Source organism: Nocardia sp. bgisy118 (genome assembly GCF_057708605.1).
The window spans coordinates 29,622-49,071 of sequence record NZ_JBYISM010000040.1 but is presented as its reverse complement, the minus strand read 5'-3'; the positions used below and the strand labels follow the sequence as shown (position 1 = coordinate 49,071).

At 66.7% G+C, this 19,450-nt stretch carries 20 protein-coding genes and 2 pseudogenes; 14 read left to right on the top strand and 8 right to left on the bottom strand.

Going from position 1 to position 19,450, the window contains the following annotated elements; translation table 11 throughout:
• The first annotated feature begins 54 nt into the window (after positions 1–54).
• Complete coding sequence (locus tag AC3EO7_RS34535; protein ID WP_435593481.1) at positions 55–648, top strand: hypothetical protein; 594 nt, start codon at positions 55–57, stop codon at positions 646–648.
• A 153-nt stretch (positions 649–801) separates the two neighbouring features.
• Here the strand turns inward: AC3EO7_RS34535 and AC3EO7_RS34530 are convergent, their stop codons facing one another.
• The gene (locus AC3EO7_RS34530) at positions 802–1,770 is read right to left on the bottom strand and encodes an extracellular catalytic domain type 1 short-chain-length polyhydroxyalkanoate depolymerase (protein ID WP_435593480.1); all 969 of its coding nucleotides are present in this window, start codon (positions 1,768–1,770) and stop codon (positions 802–804) included.
• 241 nt (positions 1,771–2,011) lie between these two features.
• Between AC3EO7_RS34530 and AC3EO7_RS34525 the strand changes: the two genes are divergently transcribed.
• On the top strand, positions 2,012–2,161 hold the full coding sequence (locus tag AC3EO7_RS34525; protein WP_435593479.1) for a hypothetical protein: 150 nt from the start codon (positions 2,012–2,014) through the stop codon (positions 2,159–2,161).
• 13 nt (positions 2,162–2,174) lie between these two features.
• Positions 2,175–2,846, top strand: coding sequence for a DUF2267 domain-containing protein (locus tag AC3EO7_RS34520; protein ID WP_435593478.1), 672 nt, complete (start codon positions 2,175–2,177; stop codon positions 2,844–2,846).
• Between the two features lie 179 nt (positions 2,847–3,025).
• On the opposite strand, the gene AC3EO7_RS34515 is transcribed toward AC3EO7_RS34520, so the two are convergent.
• On the bottom strand, positions 3,026–3,778 hold the full coding sequence (locus tag AC3EO7_RS34515) for an SDR family NAD(P)-dependent oxidoreductase (RefSeq protein ID WP_435593477.1): 753 nt from the start codon (positions 3,776–3,778) through the stop codon (positions 3,026–3,028).
• Between the two features lie 143 nt (positions 3,779–3,921).
• Between AC3EO7_RS34515 and AC3EO7_RS34510 the strand changes: the two genes are divergently transcribed.
• On the top strand, positions 3,922–4,518 hold the full coding sequence (locus AC3EO7_RS34510; protein WP_435593476.1) for a hypothetical protein: 597 nt from the start codon (positions 3,922–3,924) through the stop codon (positions 4,516–4,518).
• A 177-nt stretch (positions 4,519–4,695) separates the two neighbouring features.
• On the opposite strand, the gene AC3EO7_RS34505 is transcribed toward AC3EO7_RS34510, so the two are convergent.
• Positions 4,696–5,076 (bottom strand): hypothetical protein, encoded by a 381-nt coding sequence (locus AC3EO7_RS34505; protein ID WP_431971491.1) that lies wholly within the window; start codon positions 5,074–5,076, stop codon positions 4,696–4,698.
• Positions 5,077–5,402: 326 nt separating this feature from the next.
• Between AC3EO7_RS34505 and AC3EO7_RS34500 the strand changes: the two genes are divergently transcribed.
• Together AC3EO7_RS34500 and AC3EO7_RS34495 are read left to right on the top strand one after the other, a co-directional pair.
• Complete coding sequence (locus tag AC3EO7_RS34500; protein ID WP_435593475.1) at positions 5,403–6,275, top strand: universal stress protein; 873 nt, start codon at positions 5,403–5,405, stop codon at positions 6,273–6,275.
• A 280-nt stretch (positions 6,276–6,555) separates the two neighbouring features.
• Entirely contained in the window at positions 6,556–7,437 is an 882-nt protein-coding gene (locus tag AC3EO7_RS34495) for a hypothetical protein (RefSeq protein WP_435593474.1), read from the top strand.
• 290 nt (positions 7,438–7,727) lie between these two features.
• On the opposite strand, the pseudogene AC3EO7_RS34490 reads toward AC3EO7_RS34495, so the two are convergent.
• Positions 7,728–8,057: pseudogene (locus AC3EO7_RS34490) on the bottom strand (MFS transporter); the annotation flags it as partial.
• Positions 8,058–8,191: 134 nt separating this feature from the next.
• On the opposite strand from AC3EO7_RS34490, the pseudogene AC3EO7_RS34485 reads away from it, so the two are divergent.
• From AC3EO7_RS34485 to AC3EO7_RS34465, 5 genes and pseudogenes are all read left to right on the top strand, one after another.
• Positions 8,192–8,401: pseudogene (locus AC3EO7_RS34485) on the top strand (helix-turn-helix domain-containing protein); the annotation flags it as partial.
• Between the two features lie 102 nt (positions 8,402–8,503).
• The gene (locus AC3EO7_RS34480; protein WP_435593497.1) at positions 8,504–9,145 is read left to right on the top strand and encodes a TetR/AcrR family transcriptional regulator; all 642 of its coding nucleotides are present in this window, start codon (positions 8,504–8,506) and stop codon (positions 9,143–9,145) included.
• Positions 9,146–9,256: 111 nt separating this feature from the next.
• On the top strand, positions 9,257–10,465 hold the full coding sequence (locus AC3EO7_RS34475) for an acyl-CoA dehydrogenase family protein (RefSeq protein WP_435593473.1): 1,209 nt from the start codon (positions 9,257–9,259) through the stop codon (positions 10,463–10,465).
• The gene (locus AC3EO7_RS34470; protein ID WP_435593472.1) at positions 10,462–11,484 is read left to right on the top strand and encodes a phosphotransferase family protein; all 1,023 of its coding nucleotides are present in this window, start codon (positions 10,462–10,464) and stop codon (positions 11,482–11,484) included. Before AC3EO7_RS34475 ends, AC3EO7_RS34470 begins: the two co-directional genes overlap by 4 nt.
• 5 nt (positions 11,485–11,489) lie before the next feature.
• Positions 11,490–12,227, top strand: coding sequence for an SDR family NAD(P)-dependent oxidoreductase (locus tag AC3EO7_RS34465; RefSeq protein WP_435593496.1), 738 nt, complete (start codon positions 11,490–11,492; stop codon positions 12,225–12,227).
• A gap of 129 nt (positions 12,228–12,356) precedes the next feature.
• On the opposite strand, the gene AC3EO7_RS34460 is transcribed toward AC3EO7_RS34465, so the two are convergent.
• On the bottom strand, positions 12,357–14,192 hold the full coding sequence (locus AC3EO7_RS34460) for an acyl-CoA dehydrogenase (protein ID WP_435593471.1): 1,836 nt from the start codon (positions 14,190–14,192) through the stop codon (positions 12,357–12,359).
• Positions 14,193–14,440: 248 nt separating this feature from the next.
• On the opposite strand from AC3EO7_RS34460, the gene AC3EO7_RS34455 reads away from it, so the two are divergent.
• Positions 14,441–15,334, top strand: coding sequence for an IS5 family transposase (locus tag AC3EO7_RS34455; RefSeq protein ID WP_435593470.1), 894 nt, complete (start codon positions 14,441–14,443; stop codon positions 15,332–15,334).
• Positions 15,335–15,434: 100 nt separating this feature from the next.
• Here the strand turns inward: AC3EO7_RS34455 and AC3EO7_RS34450 are convergent, their stop codons facing one another.
• Both AC3EO7_RS34450 and AC3EO7_RS34445 read right to left on the bottom strand, forming a co-directional pair.
• Complete coding sequence (locus tag AC3EO7_RS34450) at positions 15,435–16,697, bottom strand: TetR/AcrR family transcriptional regulator (protein ID WP_435593469.1); 1,263 nt, start codon at positions 16,695–16,697, stop codon at positions 15,435–15,437.
• A 122-nt stretch (positions 16,698–16,819) separates the two neighbouring features.
• Positions 16,820–17,020, bottom strand: a complete 201-nt coding sequence (locus tag AC3EO7_RS34445; RefSeq protein WP_435593468.1) for a hypothetical protein — start codon at positions 17,018–17,020, stop codon at positions 16,820–16,822.
• Between the two features lie 48 nt (positions 17,021–17,068).
• Between AC3EO7_RS34445 and AC3EO7_RS34440 the strand changes: the two genes are divergently transcribed.
• Positions 17,069–17,446 carry a helix-turn-helix domain-containing protein gene (locus AC3EO7_RS34440; RefSeq protein ID WP_488186314.1) on the top strand — a complete coding sequence of 126 codons (378 nt, stop codon included), beginning with the start codon at positions 17,069–17,071 and terminating at the stop codon, positions 17,444–17,446.
• 81 nt (positions 17,447–17,527) lie between these two features.
• Positions 17,528–18,520 carry an NAD(P)H-quinone oxidoreductase gene (locus AC3EO7_RS34435; protein WP_435593466.1) on the top strand — a complete coding sequence of 331 codons (993 nt, stop codon included), beginning with the start codon at positions 17,528–17,530 and terminating at the stop codon, positions 18,518–18,520.
• A 21-nt stretch (positions 18,521–18,541) separates the two neighbouring features.
• Here AC3EO7_RS34435 and AC3EO7_RS34430 read toward each other — a convergent pair whose 3' ends face one another.
• Positions 18,542–19,147 (bottom strand): TetR/AcrR family transcriptional regulator, encoded by a 606-nt coding sequence (locus AC3EO7_RS34430; RefSeq protein WP_431971502.1) that lies wholly within the window; start codon positions 19,145–19,147, stop codon positions 18,542–18,544.
• Positions 19,148–19,450 lie beyond the last annotated feature (303 nt).

Here is a 19,450-nt window from a genome sequence, read left to right as displayed (position 1 = left end):
CGGCGCCCGCCGGCTCCGGTACGGGCTGTCGGTCCTCGGTGGCAGGATGCGGGTGTGGGTGACTATTTCGAACGAATCGTCGACCTCGATGTAGCCTCGGCCGACGCGAGCACGCTGGCCCAGCACATGGTGGACTGGATGGTGTCGCGGCGATGGCTGCTTCGGGAGACTTCGCGCGACGCGATGTACAGCCTCCAGGTCGACGAAGGCTTTGTGCCAGGCCCCGACTGGCCGCAGATCACCCAGGAATGGGGCGCCGACTGGATCCCCGGCCCCGTCGCCGTCATCGTCGGCCGCCACGACCACTATTCCGGCCGAGGCTGCATCGAACCGGCCTCCGCGGTATGCCCACGCTGCCAGGCCACCACCGTGATCATCGACTACCCGCAACAATGGGAAGCCGATCCCGCCGTATGGCAGCCGTTCTCGGACGCGATCGACGCCTGGAAGCGAACAGGTACCGGCGCGGCAACCTGCCCCTCCTGCACCACACCGAGCCCCATCCCCACCTGGCAATGGGCGGACGACTTCGCCCTGGGCGCCCTCGCCTTCGACTTCTGGGGTTGGCCGCCCCTCACCGAGGACTTCATCACCGAATTCGCCGCCCGACTCGGGCACCGAATCGAACACCACCTCGGCAAGTTCTGAACCGAGGCTTCCAACAATCAGCTCAGCGCCGCGCGGCGACTGTCGAGCTCGGCGCGGAGCTCTCCTTCGCGGTACAGGCCGCCGCAGCCCTCGGCATCCGGGTATCGCCACGGCGTCCAGCCAGTTCGCCGAGCACCAACTTCGCCCCGCCCCTCAGCAGACCTGCCGCGGACCGGTGAGTCGATGCGCCAGAAGGAAGTCCATCATCCGGCGCTGCAACGTGAGTCCCGACGGTGACTGCATGAGCAGCCCGCCGCCGATGTGGTCCGGTCCGATGGGTGTGACGAATTGTGCCAGCTCACAGCCGCTTCCGGTGTAGTGCTCGATGGTCGCGGGGACCGGATCCGCGGTGGTGGTGACCGCCGTCGGCGCGTCGGCGAGGGTGAGGTTGCCCGCCCGCCGATCGGCGCCGAGCCACTGCAGGATGTTGGCACGGCCGATCGGGTAGAGGCTGGTCTGATCGGCGAGGTCCTGGAGGAAGAAGGCCGGGACAGGGCGGGCCCGCGGGCCCATCGACGCGACAATGGTGGCGCCGGTGAGATCCGCTTCGAGCGGCTGCAGGCTCATGCCGTACGGTCCACCCGCCATCGGGGCTATGGCGGCGTACAGATCCGGATACGTGGCCGCCATGACAGTGCTCATACCACCGCCCGCGGAGTAGCCGCCGACATAGACGCGGGCGCGGTCGATCCCGAACTCCTCGATCAGGGTTTCGGTGATGCCCGCGACGATCGAGGGCTCACCGGTGTCGCGCTCCTGGTTGGCGGGGTCGAACCAGTTCCAGCACCAGCGCTCGTTGGCGTCCCTGGTCTGGATCGGGTACGCGAGGACGAAACCCCGCTCGTCGGCGATCCTCGTCAGCGAGAAGCCGTTGTCGGCCAGTTGCGCTTCGGGGTCGGTGCAGCCGTGCAGGTAGATCATCAGGGGTTTGCCCGCCGTGTCACCCGGCGGCACGTGCAGGTAGTAGTTGCGGGTGCCCGCCGCATTGGCGTAGCTGCGCCCGGTGATATCGGCCGCGTACGCGCGCGGACTACCGAGCGCGGCCAGACCCGAGGCCAGCAGCAGCACGGCGGCCATGACCGCCAGCCGATTCCGAGAGATGACGCGGTCGATCAACTGCACTCCCCACACGAAAGCACCAACGAATACTCGCGACTCGCACCTCGGGGGCGATCCTTCGATGCGGGATCGGGCTCTGCCGAGCACCGGCTCCCTCTGAAGGGTAATTGGACACAACTCAACCCTGCCGCCGATCCCCACGCCTCGACGAATGTCCCCGCCGGCGTCGGCGGTGACCATGGTCCCGTCGGCCCGGGCACGAATCCTCTCACCGAGCTGGACTCATGCTAGGAGGCTCTTGGACATGGACAAGGACAAACAGCGCATCGCGCTCGTGTACGCGACCGATCAGTACGGGGATCTGCGTAACTGGGCAGAGATCCGCTCGAGGGCCGAAACGATGGCCCTAAGTCTGCGGCTGCCACCAGCGCGCTCCACCACGATTCATCCGTGAAAGGCCGCACTCCATGAGCTATCACCGCGATCCTCTCGCGCCCGCGATCCACACAGCCCACGAGTGGCTGCGCGCCATCGCCGACGGCCTCGCCACCGATGACCGGGCGTTCGCCCACCGCGTTCTGCGCGCCTGGCTGCACTCCGTGCGTGACCGCATCAGTATCAATGCGAGCGCACATCTGAGCGCGCAGTTGCCCGAAATGCTGCGGGGAATCTTCTTCGAGGACTGGGTACCCGCTCATGTCCCCGTTTCCCACGACGTCCCCTCCTTCCTCGACCAATTCGCCCACGAAGCAGGCGTCACGCACGACGAGGCGGTCGCACTGGCTGGTTCGGTGACCGAAACGCTCACCGGCTTGTTCTCCCCCGGCCAGCTCGACCACGTCTTCGTGCTGCTGCCCGAGGACCTGCGGCGAATCCTGGTCGGCGCCGAACTCGCCGGTCCGTTGGCCGCGAGTTTCGCCGGGCGAAGGGAGCCGTCCCGTTTCGACGAGCTCGACACCCGGCTGCGTGCCCTGTCGGAGGCCGTGGCCGTCCTCGTTCGCGGACTGGAGAATCCGCTCGAAGGTGTATCCGATGGCACCGCACGAGTGTCGGCCGCACAGGAGGCCCATCGAATTCTGCTCGTCGAAGGACTGATCGAACCCGTGGCCCCGACTACCGACCGGTCACACACTCGATGATCGCGTCCCGGGTCGTACTTCGTCCCAATCCGGACGCGGTCGCCGTCGTCGGCGCCGACGGCGGGCTCACCGGTCTGATCACCTCGACCGACCTGGTCCTCGCCTGTGATCGCTCCGCACGGGGCCTGCCGCCGCGCGGCAGGCCCCGGACCGGGCTCCCGTCCGCCATCGCCTGCCTCTCATCGGGATTCGTCCGGCAGATCGAGTACCTGACCCGCGGTGGCGCCGCCGTCGAGCACGAACTCCGAGCCGGTCGAGTAGGTGGCCTCGGTGACCAGGAAGCGCACCATCGCCGCGACCTCCTCCGGTTGGCCGAAGCGTGCCAGCGGCTGGTTCGCGACGACGGATTCGTCCATCGCCGCGGTCATCGGCGTGCGGACCGGGCCGGGATGTACCGAACACACGCGAATGTTCGCGCGTCCCAGCTCCAGGGCGGCGGCTTTGGTCAGGCCTCGCAAACCCCATTTGCTCGCGACGTAGGCGCCGACGCCCGCGTAGCCGATCAGCCCGGCGGCGGACGAGATGTTGACGATGACCCCACCGCCCGCGGCACGCAACCGCGGCGCAGCCAGGTGCATGCCCAGCCAGGCGCCGTAGAGGTTGACATCGATGACGTGACGAAACATCGAGGAAGGCTCGGACTCGATATCGCTGAAGTCGACGATTCCGGCATTGTTGATCAGTACCGCCAGCGGACCGAACTCCGCCTCGGCGTCGTCCAGGACCGCACACCAGCCCGCCTCGTCGGTCACATCCAGGCGGCGGAAGATCACATTCGGGCCCAGTGATTCGGCCAGCGCGCCGCCCTGGGAGTCGAGCAGATCGCCGGCGACGACCGAGAGGCGCTCCTTCGCCAGGGCGGCTACGACGGCGGCGCCGATTCCGCGCGCGCCGCCGGTGACGACGGCGCTTCTGCCCGTGAGTTCGGCCATGACGATCCATACCTTTCGGCTGGCTGCGCACGATTCCCTCGTGATTCAGCATCGTGCGAACCAACGGCAGATGTGACGGCCGAAGGTCACCGATCGCCGGGTCCTCCGACCACGATCGACCCGCGGCGACGGATGGCGGCTCTGTGGGCGGCGGACTCCGCCACCTCGATCGGCAGGTCGCCGATGGCGGCCGCAGGCCCGATCTGGCAGGCGAGCGGCCGGCCGAGGCGCTGGTCGAGTTGCTCGTCCGATTCCATCGCTTGGCGCGCCGTAGCCCCGATGTGGAACGGGCGGGCACCGCGCGAGCATTGCGCGAGCGGTGGCGGACGCTGCCGCAACCTCTTCGAGAAGAACCAGCGTGCCCGGCCGCCCCAAACCTGCCGGAGCAGATCGACCACCTCGCGATGCGGTACCTGGACGGCCGAATCCCACTGTTCGACAACAGGATCGCCGAAGGGCGCATTCTCGAAGGGCACGGGGATCTGCTGGCCGAGGAGATCTTCGCCCTCCCCGACGGCTTTCGGGTCCTGGATTGCCTGGACTTCGACGACCGGCTGCGTCACCTCGACTGCCTCGACGACATCGCCTTTCTGGCCACGGATTTCGAGTTTCTCGGGAACCCGGAATTCGGCGTGCGCCTACTCGGCGACTACGTGCGGGCGACCGGCGACCCCGCACCGATGTCGTTGCGCTCCCACTGCATGCCTATCGCGCCACCGTCCGGGCGAAGGTGGACCTGATCTGTCTGCTGCAAGGTGACGGCGCCGCCGGTGAGCATGTCATCCGCCATCTGCGCATCGCCCTGAGTCACCTGGAGCACACTGCTGCTCGCCTCGCGCTCGTCGGCGGCCTGCCTGGGACCCCATGCCGACCGGAGCTCGTGACGGCAAGCGATTCTGCTGTCTGGTCGAAGACGATCAGGGCAACTGGATCACGCGCTCGAATTCTGCGATCGCCTTCGCCAAACGAGCCCGCGACAGGGTGTGCGGCCCGCATTCGCAGGAGGCGGGTAGTGCGTCGTCGGTGAAGTCGTCGGCCGCCAGCAGGTCGGCGTATCGGGTGCCGTTCCGGTGGGAGCCATGTCCGGTGTCGACATAGTCGCGACCACCGTGGGCGTGCAAGCCGGTCACCGATCGGAACACCGGACCCACGGCGGTGTCGAGCACTGCCGCCACATGATGACCACGTCCGCACTGGACCCGGACGAACATGTCCTCCGTACGCTGCTCTGGCGAATCCAGAGCCTGTTCTGCGATGCGCCGCCGGTCGGGCGCCGAGAGATTCGAAGTCTTGGCCATGACATCACTATTGCTCGGGTCCACCAGCCTCGACAGGGGCCGAAATCACCCAGTCCCGGGACGAACGGCCCCTCCCCGCGCGACAGTCATGGCCGCCCGGTCGGCGGCTCCGGCTCACGCCCGCAGGCCGCCATCGACGACGCATCTCGGCCCCTCGGATACAGGGACTTCGGGCGCACTCCTCGACGACGACGTGGACAGCGGGCGCCCCCACGGTCGTCTTTGGACCCGGTCATCGGTGACCAAAGACCGGCGCGGCGTCCCCATATCGCGGCCTAACGTTCGGCTATCCCGTTGCGGAAACTCTTCGGACGAAAGGCACGCATATGTCCGCCAAGACGAACCCACCGGTCGCGGTCGGAGTAGACGGCTCCGAACAGGCGCGCACCGCCGTTCGCTGGGCGGCGGTCTACGCGGCGCGTCACCATGCGCCGCTGGACCTGGTAAACGCGATCGGAGTACCGGTGGACTACGGCCCCGGTCTCGCCGGGCCGGTGGTCGACTACGAATCGCTTCGTCAGGCAGGCGCAGAGATAGTCGCCGCCGCGGCCCAGGTCGCGAGCGCGGCGGCCGCCTCGTTCGGAGCCATCGAGGTGTCCACCGCCGTGGTGAACGCCGCGCCGATACCGGCCTTGCGAGACCGCTCCGAGAGCGCGCGGCTGATCGTGGTCGGCAGCAGAGGGCTCGGCGCCTTCCGCCGCACTCTGCTCGGTTCGGTCAGCACGGCGCTGGTCAGGCATGCCGACAGCCCGGTCGCAGTGATTCCCGAAGAAGCAGAGCCGATCTCGCCAGGACCGATCGTGGTGGGCGTCGACGACTCACCATGCAGCGTCGCGGCGATCGACATGGCGTTCGAGGAAGCCTCGCTACGCGGCGTCGGTGTGGTAGCAGTGCACGCCTGGTCCGAATTCGAGCGGTACCAGTCGCGCGCCGAGATGCAAGTCGAAGCCGAAGCGCTACTGTCGGAGAACCTCGCGGGCTACATCGAGAAATACCCCGCCGTTCACGTCGAGCGCGTCGCGGGGGAAGACCGACCTGCTCGCCTCCTGCTGCACACCGCGCAAACCGCCCAGCTGCTGATCGTCGGCAGCCACGGCCGCGGCGGTTTCGCCGGTATGACGCTGGGTTCGGTCAGCCAAGCGGTGCTGCACGGGGCGGAATGCCCGCTTATCGTCGTGCGGCCCGACACCGGCCGTTGACCGTGCCACCGTGACTGTGCTGGTCAGCCCGACCGGCTCCGCGCCGATCCGACACTGATGGTCAGTATTCGGTGTCGCGGCGGCGAACCCGCCGCCGACCCGGCTGGGGCCATCGCGGTGAGGAACGAGGATGGTGCGGCGGGTGACGGTTTGCAGCGAATGCCTCCAGCCTTCGACGGTCCGCTGCTCCAGGGCAGGGTGAGTCCGGCGGTGACCGCGTCCTGATCGCGGCGCGGGCCGCCATATCGGCGGCGGCCTCGACAGGTGCGACAATGCAAAAATGTCGAGTGCCGCCGACTTCGCCGAGCAGCAAGTCGCTCGAGTGCGAGACGATCCGTCGGGGCGGCTGGATTTACTGCGTGAGCTCTACGAGGGCGACGCGGGCGGCGCGCAGGTGCACCTCCCGTTCCGCCGCGCTGCCAGCGCGTTCATGCGGTGGCAGTTGCGGCGCGGTCTGCTCCGGCCGGAGACAGGACCCTCCCCGGGCAGCCCGTGGTGGCGGGCCGTGAACGAGCGACTCCTGCGCGACGGCTGGGAAGCACGCGTATTGCTGGGCGGTGGTGGCGGACCGGCTTCGTCGATCAGCGTCGAATTGGCGGTGCGATTCATCGCCGAGCCCACGGCTCGGAATTGGTACCGAGCGCACAACGCCAGCGTCGTATCCGCCTACTTGGACAATCTCGATCTGGCTAGGACCGAGACCCGCACCGAGCGGTTCTTCATGAATCTCGTCCTGATGCGGGTTCTCTACGCCCACGCGCTGGTATCCGCGCCACGCCTCGCATTGGGTCGACTCGCGCCGGTCGCGCCGCTACTCGGTGATCCTCGGCTCGGCATGACCGGGGTGTTCCTCTCGTTGTCCCGCATCCTTCCCGATCGCTACCCGCTCGGCGACGATGTCGAGACCTACGTCGCCGTCGAGCACAGCTTCGGCCGCATGCTCGATGTCGGCGTCATCTCTCCCCGCCTGAAGGATCTCTACGAGTGGTCGGCCCACGAGCTGGGCCAACCGAGGTTGGCCGAGCTCCTGCTCGACCGAACACCCTGCTACGCATGGCCACCACACGACTCGAGCCCGTGGCGACCGCCGCTTTCCCTGTCCGCTCGCATTGCTCTGCGCGCTGCGCCGCCGCTTCGTGACGACCCACCATCCATGAGCTGACGATCGAGATCATCCACCGCACCCACAGGCGGTTCGGCAATTGGTGTGCCTGTGGAATCGACTGTCGACGAATGTGTGAGGCCGACCGAGGCGGAACTCGTCCGGCCTGTCACGAAGAGCTCGTAGGTGACTCAGGGCTTGCCGATGGTGAGCAACACCTTGCCGACGCTGGCGGAGGAGTCCAGCAATGCGTGCGCCTCGGCGACTTCGGCGATGGGCACCTCGGCGGAAACAACCGGCACAACAGGCGTGCTCCGACGATCGTGGGCAGCCGCGAGAGTCGAGCCGATCGCCATGCCGACCGCGAGCACGGTGACCGACGGAAGTCCGAGGTGCCCGGTGCCGTAGCTGGTCAGGTAGGTCACGCCGATGTAGTAGAACCCGAAGCACATGCTCACCGCGCCCGCGCCGAGCAGGATCTCGCGCGGCTGCCGGGTGGTCAGGAAAGTCGCGCTGGCCAAAACGAATCCGAGCGAGGGACCCAATTGAGGGAACAGCGCGTAGGTACCGCGCTTGTCCTCGGGTGCGTTCTCCGCGGTGAGCAGGGTAGCGCCCGCCCACTCACCGCCCACCGCCAGGCCCTGGCAGACACGCAGGACCACCAGCAGGATCGGCGCCGCCCAGGCGCTCCTGTTCAGCGCCGAACGGACTGGGTCACGAATGTTCAGCCTGGTGCGGCACCGACCGACCGATCGGGAAGGATCGTGACCCGGAACACACTGACATCCACCAAACATGAAGGTCAATCCTGAACATGAGACGTGGGTATCTGAAACTTGTTCAGATGTTCAGCTATTCTGAACCTATGTCAGAGATTTCCACGACGCCTTCGGCGCACGAGGTCGGTTCCGCCATCAGGAAGGCGCGATCTGCGCGAGGGGTCTCGTTGCGCGAACTCGCCTCCCGCATCGACGTCAGCCCGGCCACGGTCAGCGCGATCGAGAACGGCAAGACCCGCGTCGAGGTCGGCCGGTTGCACGCGATCGCCGCCGCTTTGGACACCGGAGTATGGGAGCTGCTCGATCGCCTCGGCGATTCGGACTCGGATTCGGACCACAGCGCGAATGTGCCCGCAGCCGCACCGCTCGTCGAGGACAAGCGGACCGGCCGCAGCTGGCGCGCGTTCGAATCATTGAGCATCGACCCCGTGCTGAGGGCCGCGATCGACGACTTCGTCGAGAAGGGCTACCACGGCTCGACGATGCGATCGATCGCCACGCGGGCACGGATGAGCGTTCCGGGTGTCTACCACCACTATCGGAGCAAGCAGCATCTTTTGGTCGCGTGCCTGGACATCACGATGGCCGAGCTGTTCGCGCGGGTGCCTGCTGCGCGTGACGAAGGCACGACTCCTGTCGAACGGCTGAGCCTGATGGTCGAGGCGCTGGCCTTGTTCCACATGCACCGGCGCAAGCTGGCGCTCATCGGAGCCAGCGAGATGCGCAGCTTCGAGCCGGCGAACCGGCGCCGAATCAGCGCGTTGCGCAACGATTTACAGCACCTGCTGGACGCCGAGATCGCCGAAGGAGTCGATCAGGGCCTTTTCGCGACGGACAGCCCTCGCCACGCCGGGCGTGCGATCTCGACCATGTGCACGTCGTTGCCGCAATGGTTCCGGGACAACGGCCAGTCGAGCCCCGAGCGTATCGCTGCCGACTACGCCAGGTTCGCCTTGGGCATGCTCGGTGTGCATGTTCAGAATAGCTGAACATAGCGCCACCGGAGCGTGAAGGGCCGTATTGACAGGTATGCCATGATCATGTCACCGTACCCCGGGATATATGCCGAGCGTACGCTCGGCCAATTGCGAGGAGTGTCAGTGGCGATCGACTTGTCCTATTCGGCTGAGGTGCGTGCTCTGACCGAACGCACGCGCGACTTCATCCACGACTCGGTGCTGCCGATCGAGGACGCTCACAACGGCGACATCACCGCGGCGGGAGGGGATGACGTGCGAGTGAAACTGCAACAGGCCGCGCGTGATGCAGCAGTGTTCGCGCCGCACGCGCCGGTGGAATACGGTGGACACGGTCTCGGAATGTCGGATCGTGCACCGATCTTCGAGGCCGCCGGGTACTCGCTGTTCGGCCCGACGGCCCTGAACATCGCGGCGCCGGACGAGGGCAACATGCACCTTCTCGCCGAGATCGCGAACCCGGCCCAGAAGCAGCAGTACCTGGAACCACTGGCCCGGGGTGAAATACGCTCGGCCTTCGCCATGACCGAGCCGGCGCCGGGCGCGGGCTCGGACCCGTCCGCGCTGTCCACACGGGCGGTGCGATGCGACGGTGGCTGGCGGATCGACGGGCACAAGTGGTTCATCACCGGGGCCGACGGCGCGGGCCTTTTCATCATCATGGCCCGCACTTCCGGCGAGCCGGGACAGCGCGGTGGCGCGACCATGTTCCTCGCCCCGGGCGACACCCCGGGCATCCGGCTGCAGCGTCACATCGACACCCTCGACCGGTCGATGATCGGCGGGCATTGCGAGCTGTTGTTCGACGATGTGTTCGTCCCGGATTCGGCGGTGCTGGGTGCTGTCGACCGCGGTTTCGAACACGCACAGGTGCGACTGGGTCCGGCCCGTATGACACATGTGATGCGATGGCTCGGCGCCGCTCGCCGCGGTCACGACGTGGCAGTGGCACACGTGGCCGGACGGCAGGGATTCGGGTCACGCCTGGGTGATCTGGGCATGGTCCAGAAGATGATTGCCGACAACGAGATCGATATCGCCGCCACCCGGGCGTTGCTGCTCCGCGCCTGCTGGGAACTCGACAACGGCGACCTTGCGGCGAACTCAACCTCGATCGCGAAAACTTTTGCCGCCGAAGCGATCTGCCGGATCGTCGATCGGAGCGTACAGATGTGCGGAGGGCTGGGCGTCTCCGAAGATTTGCCCTTGGCCCGGCTCTTGCGCGAGGTACGGCCGTTCCGGATCTACGACGGTCCCTCGGAGGTCCACCGATGGGCCATCGCCAAACGCGCGATCGGCGCAGCCAAGCGAGCTCAGCCGAGTGGAGAATGACCTTGCCGGGCATGAACATCGCCGCGCTACAGCGTTTTCTGGAGCACCGCGGTGTTGTCGTGTGTGGTGATCTGCGGGTCGAGTTGCTCGATGGCGGTCGCTCCAATCTGACTTTCGTCGCTTCGGACGATGTATCGAAGTGGGTCATCCGGCGGCCGCCCGTTGCAGGGCTCACGCCGTCCGCACACGATATGGCGCGCGAGTTCACCGTCATGCAGGCGCTGCAGGATTCATCAGTGCCGGTAGCGAAGACCATCGCCTTCGATGAACACGGTAGTGCGCTGGGTGCTCAGATGAGCGTCGTCGAATTCGTCGACGGCGCTGTGATTCGGGAGCAGGACGATCTCACGACGTTCACCGACGAACAGGTCACGGACGCCGTGGGCGCGTTGGTGCGGATCCTGGCCGAATTGCATGCTGTGGATACCGAAGCGGTGGGCCTGGCCGATTTCGGCCGCCCGAACGGGTTCGTGTCCCGTCAAGTGAATCTGTGGGCAGCGCAGTGGGATAGGGTGAAAACGCGTGAGCTCACCGATGTCGCGACCCTTGGGGCGGCGTTGGCCGAGACATTACCGCCGGAATCCGCAGCCTCGATCGTGCACGGTGATTTCCGCATCGACAACACTATCGTCGATCCGGGGGATCCGGCTCGGATTCGAGCCGTGGTGGACTGGGAACTGTCGACACTCGGCGACCCGCTCACCGACGTCGCACTGATGTGTGTCTATCGGTCTCCGGCATTCGACCTGGTACTGGGCACCCGGGCCGCGTGGACGAGTGACCGGCTACCGAGTCCCGATGCTCTGGCGGACTCGTACGCCGTCGCATCCGGTCGCGATCTGCGCAGCTGGGGATTCTATCTCGCGTTGGCCAACTTCAAGCTCGGTGTGATCGCCGAAGGAATTACTCATCGGGCCCTGCGCGGTGCGGACTCCGGTTCGCCCGCGGTGCGGGCCGCCGATGCGACACCGGAATTCATGGCAGCTGGACTGCGCGCACTGAAGAGAGACTGGAATTGACCGATATCACAAGAACCGCGTTGATCACGGGTGCATCCCGCGGAATCGGTGTGGCGATCGCGAAAAGCCTTGCTCGACAGGGCTACGCGATGACGATAACCGCTCGTGATGCCGATCGCCTGAGCGTCGTCGCCGCGCAGCTGCGCGAGGCCGGCGCTCGCGATGTCATCAGCGTGGCCACGGACATGGCCGATACCGACGGCGTCGAAGCGGTACTCGCCGGGCACTCGCAACGGTTCGGATCGCTGTCGGCGTTGGTCCTCAATGCCGGAGTCGGTACTGCCGAGCCTCTCGCGGATGCGTCGATGCGCAGGTTCGACAAGACCCTGGCCGTCAACCTGCGCGCCCCGATGCAACTCATCCAGGGCGCCCTGCCGATGCTGCGCGCCGCGGCCGCCCTCGCGCCCGAACGTGGCGCGAAAGTGATTGCGCTGTCGTCGATCACCGGGGTGTACGCCGAGGCCGGGCTGGCGGCGTACGGTGCCGCGAAAGCGGCGCTCATCTCCTTGTTCGCAACCCTCAACGCCGAAGAGTCCGGCAAAGGCATCGCCGCCACGACTATCGCCCCCGCTTACGTCGACACCGATATGAGTGCCTGGATCCATGACAGAGTCCCACCGGAAGAGATGCTCGCAGTGAGCGATGTCGTCGAGATCGTCGACTCCCTACTGAGACTGTCTGCCCGCGCCGTGGTCTCCAATATCGTCATGTCTCGCGCCGGCACCGATGGGTACCGCGCATAGCGCAGGGTAGGTGGCAACCGACGGTGCTCGCTGAACCCGCAGAAGTCCTGGACGCGGTAGCGATCGAACGCCGCGTCCAGGACATCTGTCGTCAGGCCGGTTGTCGGGTCTGCGTCGACCGGCAGCCGGTCAGAACGAGGATTCGTCGAGATCCATGGCGTCGCCATCGATATCGGTGATGACGGCGCGATCGGAGCTCAGTCGGGGCAGCACTTCACGGGCGAAGAATGCGGCCACGACAACCTTGCCTTCGTAGAAGGCGCGTTCGGCAGCGGACTGTTCGGCGTCGAACGCGTCGAGGGCGGTCTGCGCGTTCGCCAGCAGGCGCCAGCCGATGAGCAGGTCACCGACGGCGAGCAGGAAGCGCACCGAACCCAGGCCGACCTTGTACAGCTCGGACGGCTGCTCCTGAGCGCCCATCAGGTGGCCGGTCAGGGTGGCCGCCATGGTCTGGACGTCCTCGAGCGCGGTGGCCAGCAGCTTGCGCTCGCCCTTCAGGCGGCCGTTGCCCGCCTCCGAGTCGATGAACTTCTGCACCTGGCCCGCCACGTGCGCCAGCGCCACACCGCGGTCACGGGCGATCTTGCGGAAGAAGAAGTCCTGCGCCTGGATCGCTGTGGTGCCCTCGTAGAGCGAGTCGATCTTCGCGTCGCGGATGTACTGCTCGACCGGGTAGTCCTGCAGGAAGCCCGAACCACCGAAGGTCTGCAGCGACTCGGTCAGGTACTGGTAGGCCCGCTCGGAACCGACACCCTTGACGATCGGCAGCAGCAGATCGTTGACCCGCGCGGCGAGTTCGGCATTTACGCCCGAGACATGGTGGGCGACAACGGGATCCTGGTGGGCAGCGGTGTACAGGTAGATCGAGCGCAGGCCCTCGGCGTAGGCCTTCTGCATGAGCAGCGAGCGGCGCACATCGGGGTGGCGGATGATCGTGACCCGAGGTGCCGCCTTGTCCGTGAAGCGGCTGAGGTCTGCCCCCTGGACGCGGGTCTTGGCGTACTCCAGCGCGTTCAGGTAGCCGGTCGACAGGGTGGCGATGGCCTTGGTGCCGACCATCATTCGCGCGTTCTCGATCACCTTGAACATCTGGGCGATGCCGTTGTGCACGTCACCGACCAGCCAGCCCTTCGCCGGGATGCCGTGACCGCCGAAAGTGAGTTCACAGGTCGCCGAAGCCTTCAGTCCCATCTTGTGCTCGACGTTGGTGACGAACACGCCGTTGCGGTCACCGAGTTCGCCAGTGGCGTGGTCGAAATGGAACTTCGGGACGACGAACAGCGACAGGCCCTTGGTGCCCGGGTCGGCGCCCTCGGGCCTGGCCAGCACCAGGTGCACGATGTTGGCGAACAGGTCGTCGGAGTCGGCCGAGGTGATGAAACGCTTGACACCCTCGATGTGCCAGGAGCCGTCCTCCTGCTCGATCGCCTTGGTGCGGCCCGCGCCGACGTCGGAACCGGCATCCGGCTCGGTCAGCACCATCGTCGAGCCCCAGTCCTGTTCCACCATGAAACGGGCCCAGCCGCGCTGCTGTGGTGTTCCGATCTCGTTGATGATGTCGGCCATGACCGGACCCATGCTGTACATGTGGGCGGCCGGTTGCGCGCCGAGAACGAACTCGGTGACTGCCCACTCGAGCATCGCAGGTGCCCGAACTCCGCCGATGTCCTCGGATTTGCCGAGCCGCCACCATTCCGCGTCGTACCAGGCGCGCACCGCCCGCTTGAACGGCTCCGGCAGCGCCACCGTATGGGTCCGCGGATCGAATGCCGGCGGGTTCCGGTCGGTGTCGGCGTAGGGCGCCGCGACGGGACCCTCGGCGAGTTTGGCGGCCTCGGCGAGTACCGAGCGTGTCGTGTCGGCGTCGAGATCTCCGAAAGCGCCTGTCGCCAAGATTGTTTCGAGTCCGTACACCTCGAAGAGGTTGAACTCGAGGTCTCGCACGTTGCTCTTGTAATGACTCACGGAACGTAGCCTTCTGGGTTGCCGGACGTTCGAGGCGTCCGAGGGTGAATGACGGGCTGTTCGACGCGCCCGCGGCACACTGTGCGTGATGCCGGCCCGGCTGGGCAAAGAAAAGTCAATGGCGACTAGAGCGTGTCTCGAAGTAGTGCCGGGGGTGTGAGACTGGTTGGTGGGCTGGGGTTTTGAAAGTGGTGAGGTCTCCGGTAGTTGGTTGATCGACCAAGATTCAACTGAACACCGGAGACCTCGTGACCACCCTAGCGGTGACCGCGCGAGCGGACCTGACCGACGCCCAATGGGCACGGCTGGAACCGCTGCTGCCCAGCCCGAAAAGACCGGGCCGACCCTCGAGATGGACCAGACGCCGACTCGTCGACGGGATCCGTTGGCGTGTCCGCGTCGGCTGCCCGTGGCGAGACATCCCACCGCACTACGGGTCCTGGCAGGCGATCTATGCGCTGTTTCGCCGCTGGGCCCATGCCGGGGTGTGGGCGAGGCTACTGCAACAGCTACAGACGCTGGCCGATGCCGCCGGTGAGATCGGCTGGCTGGTCAGCGTGGACTCCACGATCACCCGTGCCCACCAGCACGCCGCCGGAGCCCGCCGTGACGGTGCCCGCCAGGCCGAACCACCCGGCGGGCACCACACCGAGCCGGCCGATCACGCGCTCGGGCGTTCCCGGGGTGGATGGGGTACCAAACTGCATCTGGCCTGCGAACACGGCCTGCGCCCGCTGTCGTTGCTGCTCACCGCCGGTCAAGCCGGCGACAGTCCACAGTTCGCCGCGGTGCTCGACGGTATCCGGGTCCCTCGCCTCGGTCGCGGACGGGCTCGGGTGCGGCCGGATCGGGTGCTGGCGGACAAGGCATATTCCTCGGCCGCCAACCGCGCCCACCTGCGCGAGCGCGGGATCGCCGCCACGATACCGATCCCGGCCGATCAAACCCGCAACCGCCGCAACCGCGGCCGCCGGGGCGGTCGACCACCGGCGTTCGACCGTGAGATCTACCGCCACCGCAACACCATCGAACGCGGCATCAACCGACTCAAACAACACCGCGCCGTCGCCACCCGCTACGAGAAACTCGCCACCCGCTACCTCGCCGTCATCCACATCGCCGCCATCGACCAATGGCTCTGACCTCGACACCTACTTCGAGACACTGCCTAAGTGGGTCGGACAGCACGCCCACCGGATCTGCGCTCGATGTTGCGGTCGAGGCGCGTCGCGCGAACAGCGGTCAAGTGCTGTGAATCACTCGCGGTGGGCGTTTGCGACCGGCGGGTGCCGACTGGATGCTGTGCCCGATGGCGACCAGAAGTTCGACGAGGTCGGTCCGTCTGTTGAGTCGTGGATTGCGCACCGCCTCGATGACGACGGTGGTGAATGCACGGATCAGCATGCGTGTCACCGGCGGTGCGAGTTCCGGGCGTGCTGCGCCCAACATGCGGGCCCAGCTTGCGATGCCGTCCTGGCGGACCCTGCGGTAGCGGTGCTCGGCTGCTGTCGGGAGGTGCCGGGTTTCGCTGACGGTGATGGCGAGCAGATCGGGCTCGTCTGCACCGAATCGGACGAAGTTGTGGGTGAGGGTGGCTATTGCGTCGTGCGAGCTTCGGCTTCGGGTCATCGCGTGGGCGACCAGCAGTTCGATCCACTCGTCGTGGCGGCGCACGATCATGTCCAGCAGTTCGGCCTTGTTGTCGAAGTAGTGGTAGACCCCGGGGCCGGTGATACCCGCGGTGACGCCGATGTCGTGAATGCTCACGTTCGGGAAGCCATGCTGGGTGAACAGGCGGGCTGCCCCGGCGATGATGCGCTCCCGCCGCAGCGCGCGGTCCAGATCCGTGCCGTCGGCGAAGCGGCTGTGTCCGTGCGCGCGAAGTGGATGGGTCGGTTGTGTGGGGAGATCGGTCGCGATGACGGCGTGCATGGCCGCTCCGAGGACCTGGGCCGCCACTGGAATGGGTAGCTCGAGGCGATGGTAGGCCGGGCTGACTGCCACCGATAATGCACACCAGCTCAAGCACTCCACGTCCGCTGCCGACAACTCGGGCCGCCGTGACCGGACGGTCCCGTGAAGGTGCCGGGTAAGCCTGGCTGCCCGGATGAGAACTGCCGACCTGTCGCGTTCATGGAGGTGGCGGAATTCGAGCTGCCACAGTCGCGGGAGCCCGCGCCGCTCGAGCGCGACTTGCACGAGTGCAGCGAGTATCGCGTCTCGGGAGTTGCGGGACCGGCTGGCGGCGTCGAGGCGGGCGAGAGCATCGTCGAGTCCGGTGAGCACACATTGCCCCAACAGATGCTGTTTGTTGCTGAAATGCCGATACAGCGCGGCAGGGGTGATCCCGACGGCTTCGGCGATGTCGGCCATCGACGTGTCGTGGTAGCCGTTGTGCGCGAACGCCTCGAACGCTGCGGCGAGAATTACTGCGCGCCGATTACGTGGACGCGCGCGACGGTCGGGGTGGTCGATGCTCATGCCCTTCGGTGTGACCTGCATCATCGGTCCGGATTAGGGAGTTCCGGTGCTCGGCCGCCCGGATCCGATGACGGTGGTGCTGCTTGGAGGAGGGGTGTGGGTGTCGTGCCGGAACACGCGCGTTCGGCCTGAACGGCGAGAGCCGTTCAGGCCGAACGCGATGACCGCGCCGAGCGGCATGGTAAGGGTTGTACGGTCTCGACCTGGGTGCGAGAGGTGCGCGTCAACCCCTTCTGATCGTAGAAGGTGGTCACCAGTACGCCGGAGAGGACGCCGATGGCCAGTCCGATCGCGGTCATCCAGAATCCTCCTTCCAGGCCCGCTGCCGCACCGCCGTCGAAGTACATCAGCGAGCGCAATCCATCAGTACCTTCGTCGATGACATCGCCGAAGCCGTGGGCGAGGCGATGGACTCCGAGCGCCGCGCGCTCACGCGCGGTACCCACGCCGAGCGGCTGGCCGCGGTGACGCTGGTCCTGGAAGGTGCCGCAATCACGCCCGCCCGGGCGGGTGGGCTGGTGTCCGCCGACCCCGAAACCCTGCTGGTCCTGCGGGTCTACATCCAGGAGCTGTGCAACACCTCGCGCACCGCGCAGCGGTTGTTCATTCACCGCAACACGATCATTCGGCGCCTGGTCCGCACCGACGAACTGCTACCGAAACCCCTGGCGGACAATATCGTTGCGGTGGCGGCCGCGCTGGAGGTCCTGCACTGGACAGGCGAGCACGCGCTGCGACGAACGGTTCCCGGAGATCGCGGCAACGAGCTGTGATCGTCGCCTCGAATGTTGACGGTGCTAATTTCCAGGGTAATGTTAGCGACGTATACATCCTGCCGACCGAAAGGAGACGACATGTTTGCGGTGACGCTCGACGGCTATGGAGGCCCGGAGGTCATGAAATGGGGCGAGGTCGACGACCTGCCCGCGCCCGGCCCCGGGGAGGTGGCGGTGGATGTGGTCGCCGCGGGGGTCAATCGCGCCGACATCATGCAGCGATACGGCTTCTATCCGCCGCCGCCGGGTGCCAGTGAGATCCTGGGTCTCGAGGTTTCCGGAATCATCGCCGAGGTCGGCGCCGGTGTACAGGACTGGAAGCCCGGCGACGCGGTGTGCGCGCTGTTGCCCGGCGGTGGCTACGCCGAACGGGTGAACGTGCCTGCCACCCAGGTGCTTCCGGTTCCCGGCGGGGTGAGCCTGACCGATGCGGCGGCGCTGCCCGAAGCCGCCGCCACGGTCTGGTCGAACATCGTGATGACCGCGGGGCTGTGCGAAGGGCAGACGCTACTGATCCACGGCGGTGGCAGCGGCATCGGGACCCATGCGATTCAGGTGGGTCGCGCGCTGGGTGCTCGTGTCGCGGTGACCGCGGGATCGCAGTTCAAGCTCGATCGCTGCCGGGAATTCGGAGCGAACACGCTGATCAACTACCGAGAACAAGACTTCGCGACCGTCGTGTCCGAGGAATACGGCGGCGCCGATGTGATCTTGGACATCATGGGCGCCGGCTATCTGCAGCACAACGTGGACACTCTGGCCGAAGACGGTCACCTGACGATCATCGGGTTGCAGGACGGGGCGGTGGCGGAGCTGAATCTCGGCGTGCTACTGGCCAAGCGAGGCTCGGTCCACGCGACGAATCTGCGCCGCCGCCCGGAGCGCGGGTCCGGCTCCAAGGCCGAGATCGTCGCCGAGTTGCGCCGCAACCTGTGGCCGCTGATTGCCGAGGGCGCGGTCGCGCCGGTCCTGTCCGCGAAGATCCCGATCACCGATGTCGCCGAAGCGCACCCGTTGCTGGATTCCGCCGAGACCGTCGGCAAGGTGCTTCTCACCGTTCGCGAGCCCTGACCTGGCGCGCACCGGCGTGAGCTACACGTTCTGCTCGGTGCTGGGTGCGCGGTCCGACAGCTCGAGAATCGAGTGGACAATCGCGCGGACCCGCTCGGCGAGGGCGTCCGGCGAGGCGGCGTCGAACTTTCCGTGCAGGTACAGGAAGGCCAGGCCATGCACCATCGACCACAACGCTGTTGCCAGGGCCTCCTCGTCTGCTGCGGGAAACGCTTGCCGCACAATCGATCTGACGTACTCGTGAATCGCAGTGGTAGCTGCCACCCGTTCGGGACTGGTGGGGTCGCACGGCTCGGCGAACATCGCGCGGAACAACCCGGGCCGCGTCAGGGCGAACTGGACGTAAGCGATGGCGATCGCGGCGAAGTCCTCGGCGGTGGTCGGTGCGGCACTCGCCGCGGCCAGGTTGGCCGCCAACTCCCGGTACCCGACCGCGGCAACGGCTGACAACAGGGCGTCGCGGTCGGCGAAATGCCGGTACGGCGCGGCGGTGGACACACCGGCGCGCCGCGCGGCGGCCCGTAGTGACAGCTCGGCGGCGCCGTTTTCCTCGAGGAGCTCCACGGCCGCACGCACCAAGGCGGCGGGTAGGTCGCCGTGATGATACGGCGTGTTCGACGTTGCCATGTCATCAACATAACAAGTGTTGACATCGCTTAGATCTCGCTTACGGTTCCGTCAGGCAGCATGGCCGAGGTGTGGGGCGACAGGGCTGCGCACGGATTCCTGTTCCAGTACAGCGAATTCGCCACGATGTCACGGAATTCCTCGACGGCACCGCTCCCGGATCGTCCTGAGCGGTCGCCGACGGGGAGTGCAGGGAGCCGACCACGGCCCATGATGCCGCGATGAGATCACTGCGGCACCATGGGTCCGCTCGTCGAACCGGTTGCAGGCCCCAGTCGGTCCGAGCTGCGGTCCGTCCGGGTT

Excerpts from the sequence above, each read along its gene's own strand:
- AC3EO7_RS34470 (WP_435593472.1), top strand. The coding sequence starts at position 10,462 with ATGACCTTGCCGGGCATGAACATCGCCGCGCTACAGCGTTTTCTGGAG.
- AC3EO7_RS34520 (WP_435593478.1), top strand. The coding sequence starts at position 2,175 with ATGAGCTATCACCGCGATCCTCTCGCGCCCGCGATCCACACAGCCCAC.
- AC3EO7_RS34505 (WP_431971491.1), bottom strand. The coding sequence starts at position 5,076 with ATGGCCAAGACTTCGAATCTCTCGGCGCCCGACCGGCGGCGCATCGCA.
- AC3EO7_RS34500 (WP_435593475.1), top strand. The coding sequence starts at position 5,403 with ATGTCCGCCAAGACGAACCCACCGGTCGCGGTCGGAGTAGACGGCTCC.
- AC3EO7_RS34525 (WP_435593479.1), top strand. The coding sequence starts at position 2,012 with ATGGACAAGGACAAACAGCGCATCGCGCTCGTGTACGCGACCGATCAG.
- AC3EO7_RS34435 (WP_435593466.1), top strand. The coding sequence starts at position 17,528 with ATGTTTGCGGTGACGCTCGACGGCTATGGAGGCCCGGAGGTCATGAAA.
- AC3EO7_RS34430 (WP_431971502.1), bottom strand. The coding sequence starts at position 19,147 with ATGGCAACGTCGAACACGCCGTATCATCACGGCGACCTACCCGCCGCC.
- AC3EO7_RS34495 (WP_435593474.1), top strand. The coding sequence starts at position 6,556 with ATGTCGAGTGCCGCCGACTTCGCCGAGCAGCAAGTCGCTCGAGTGCGA.
- AC3EO7_RS34450 (WP_435593469.1), bottom strand. The coding sequence starts at position 16,697 with ATGATGCAGGTCACACCGAAGGGCATGAGCATCGACCACCCCGACCGT.
- AC3EO7_RS34515 (WP_435593477.1), bottom strand. The coding sequence starts at position 3,778 with ATGGCCGAACTCACGGGCAGAAGCGCCGTCGTCACCGGCGGCGCGCGC.
- AC3EO7_RS34445 (WP_435593468.1), bottom strand. The coding sequence starts at position 17,020 with ATGTACTTCGACGGCGGTGCGGCAGCGGGCCTGGAAGGAGGATTCTGG.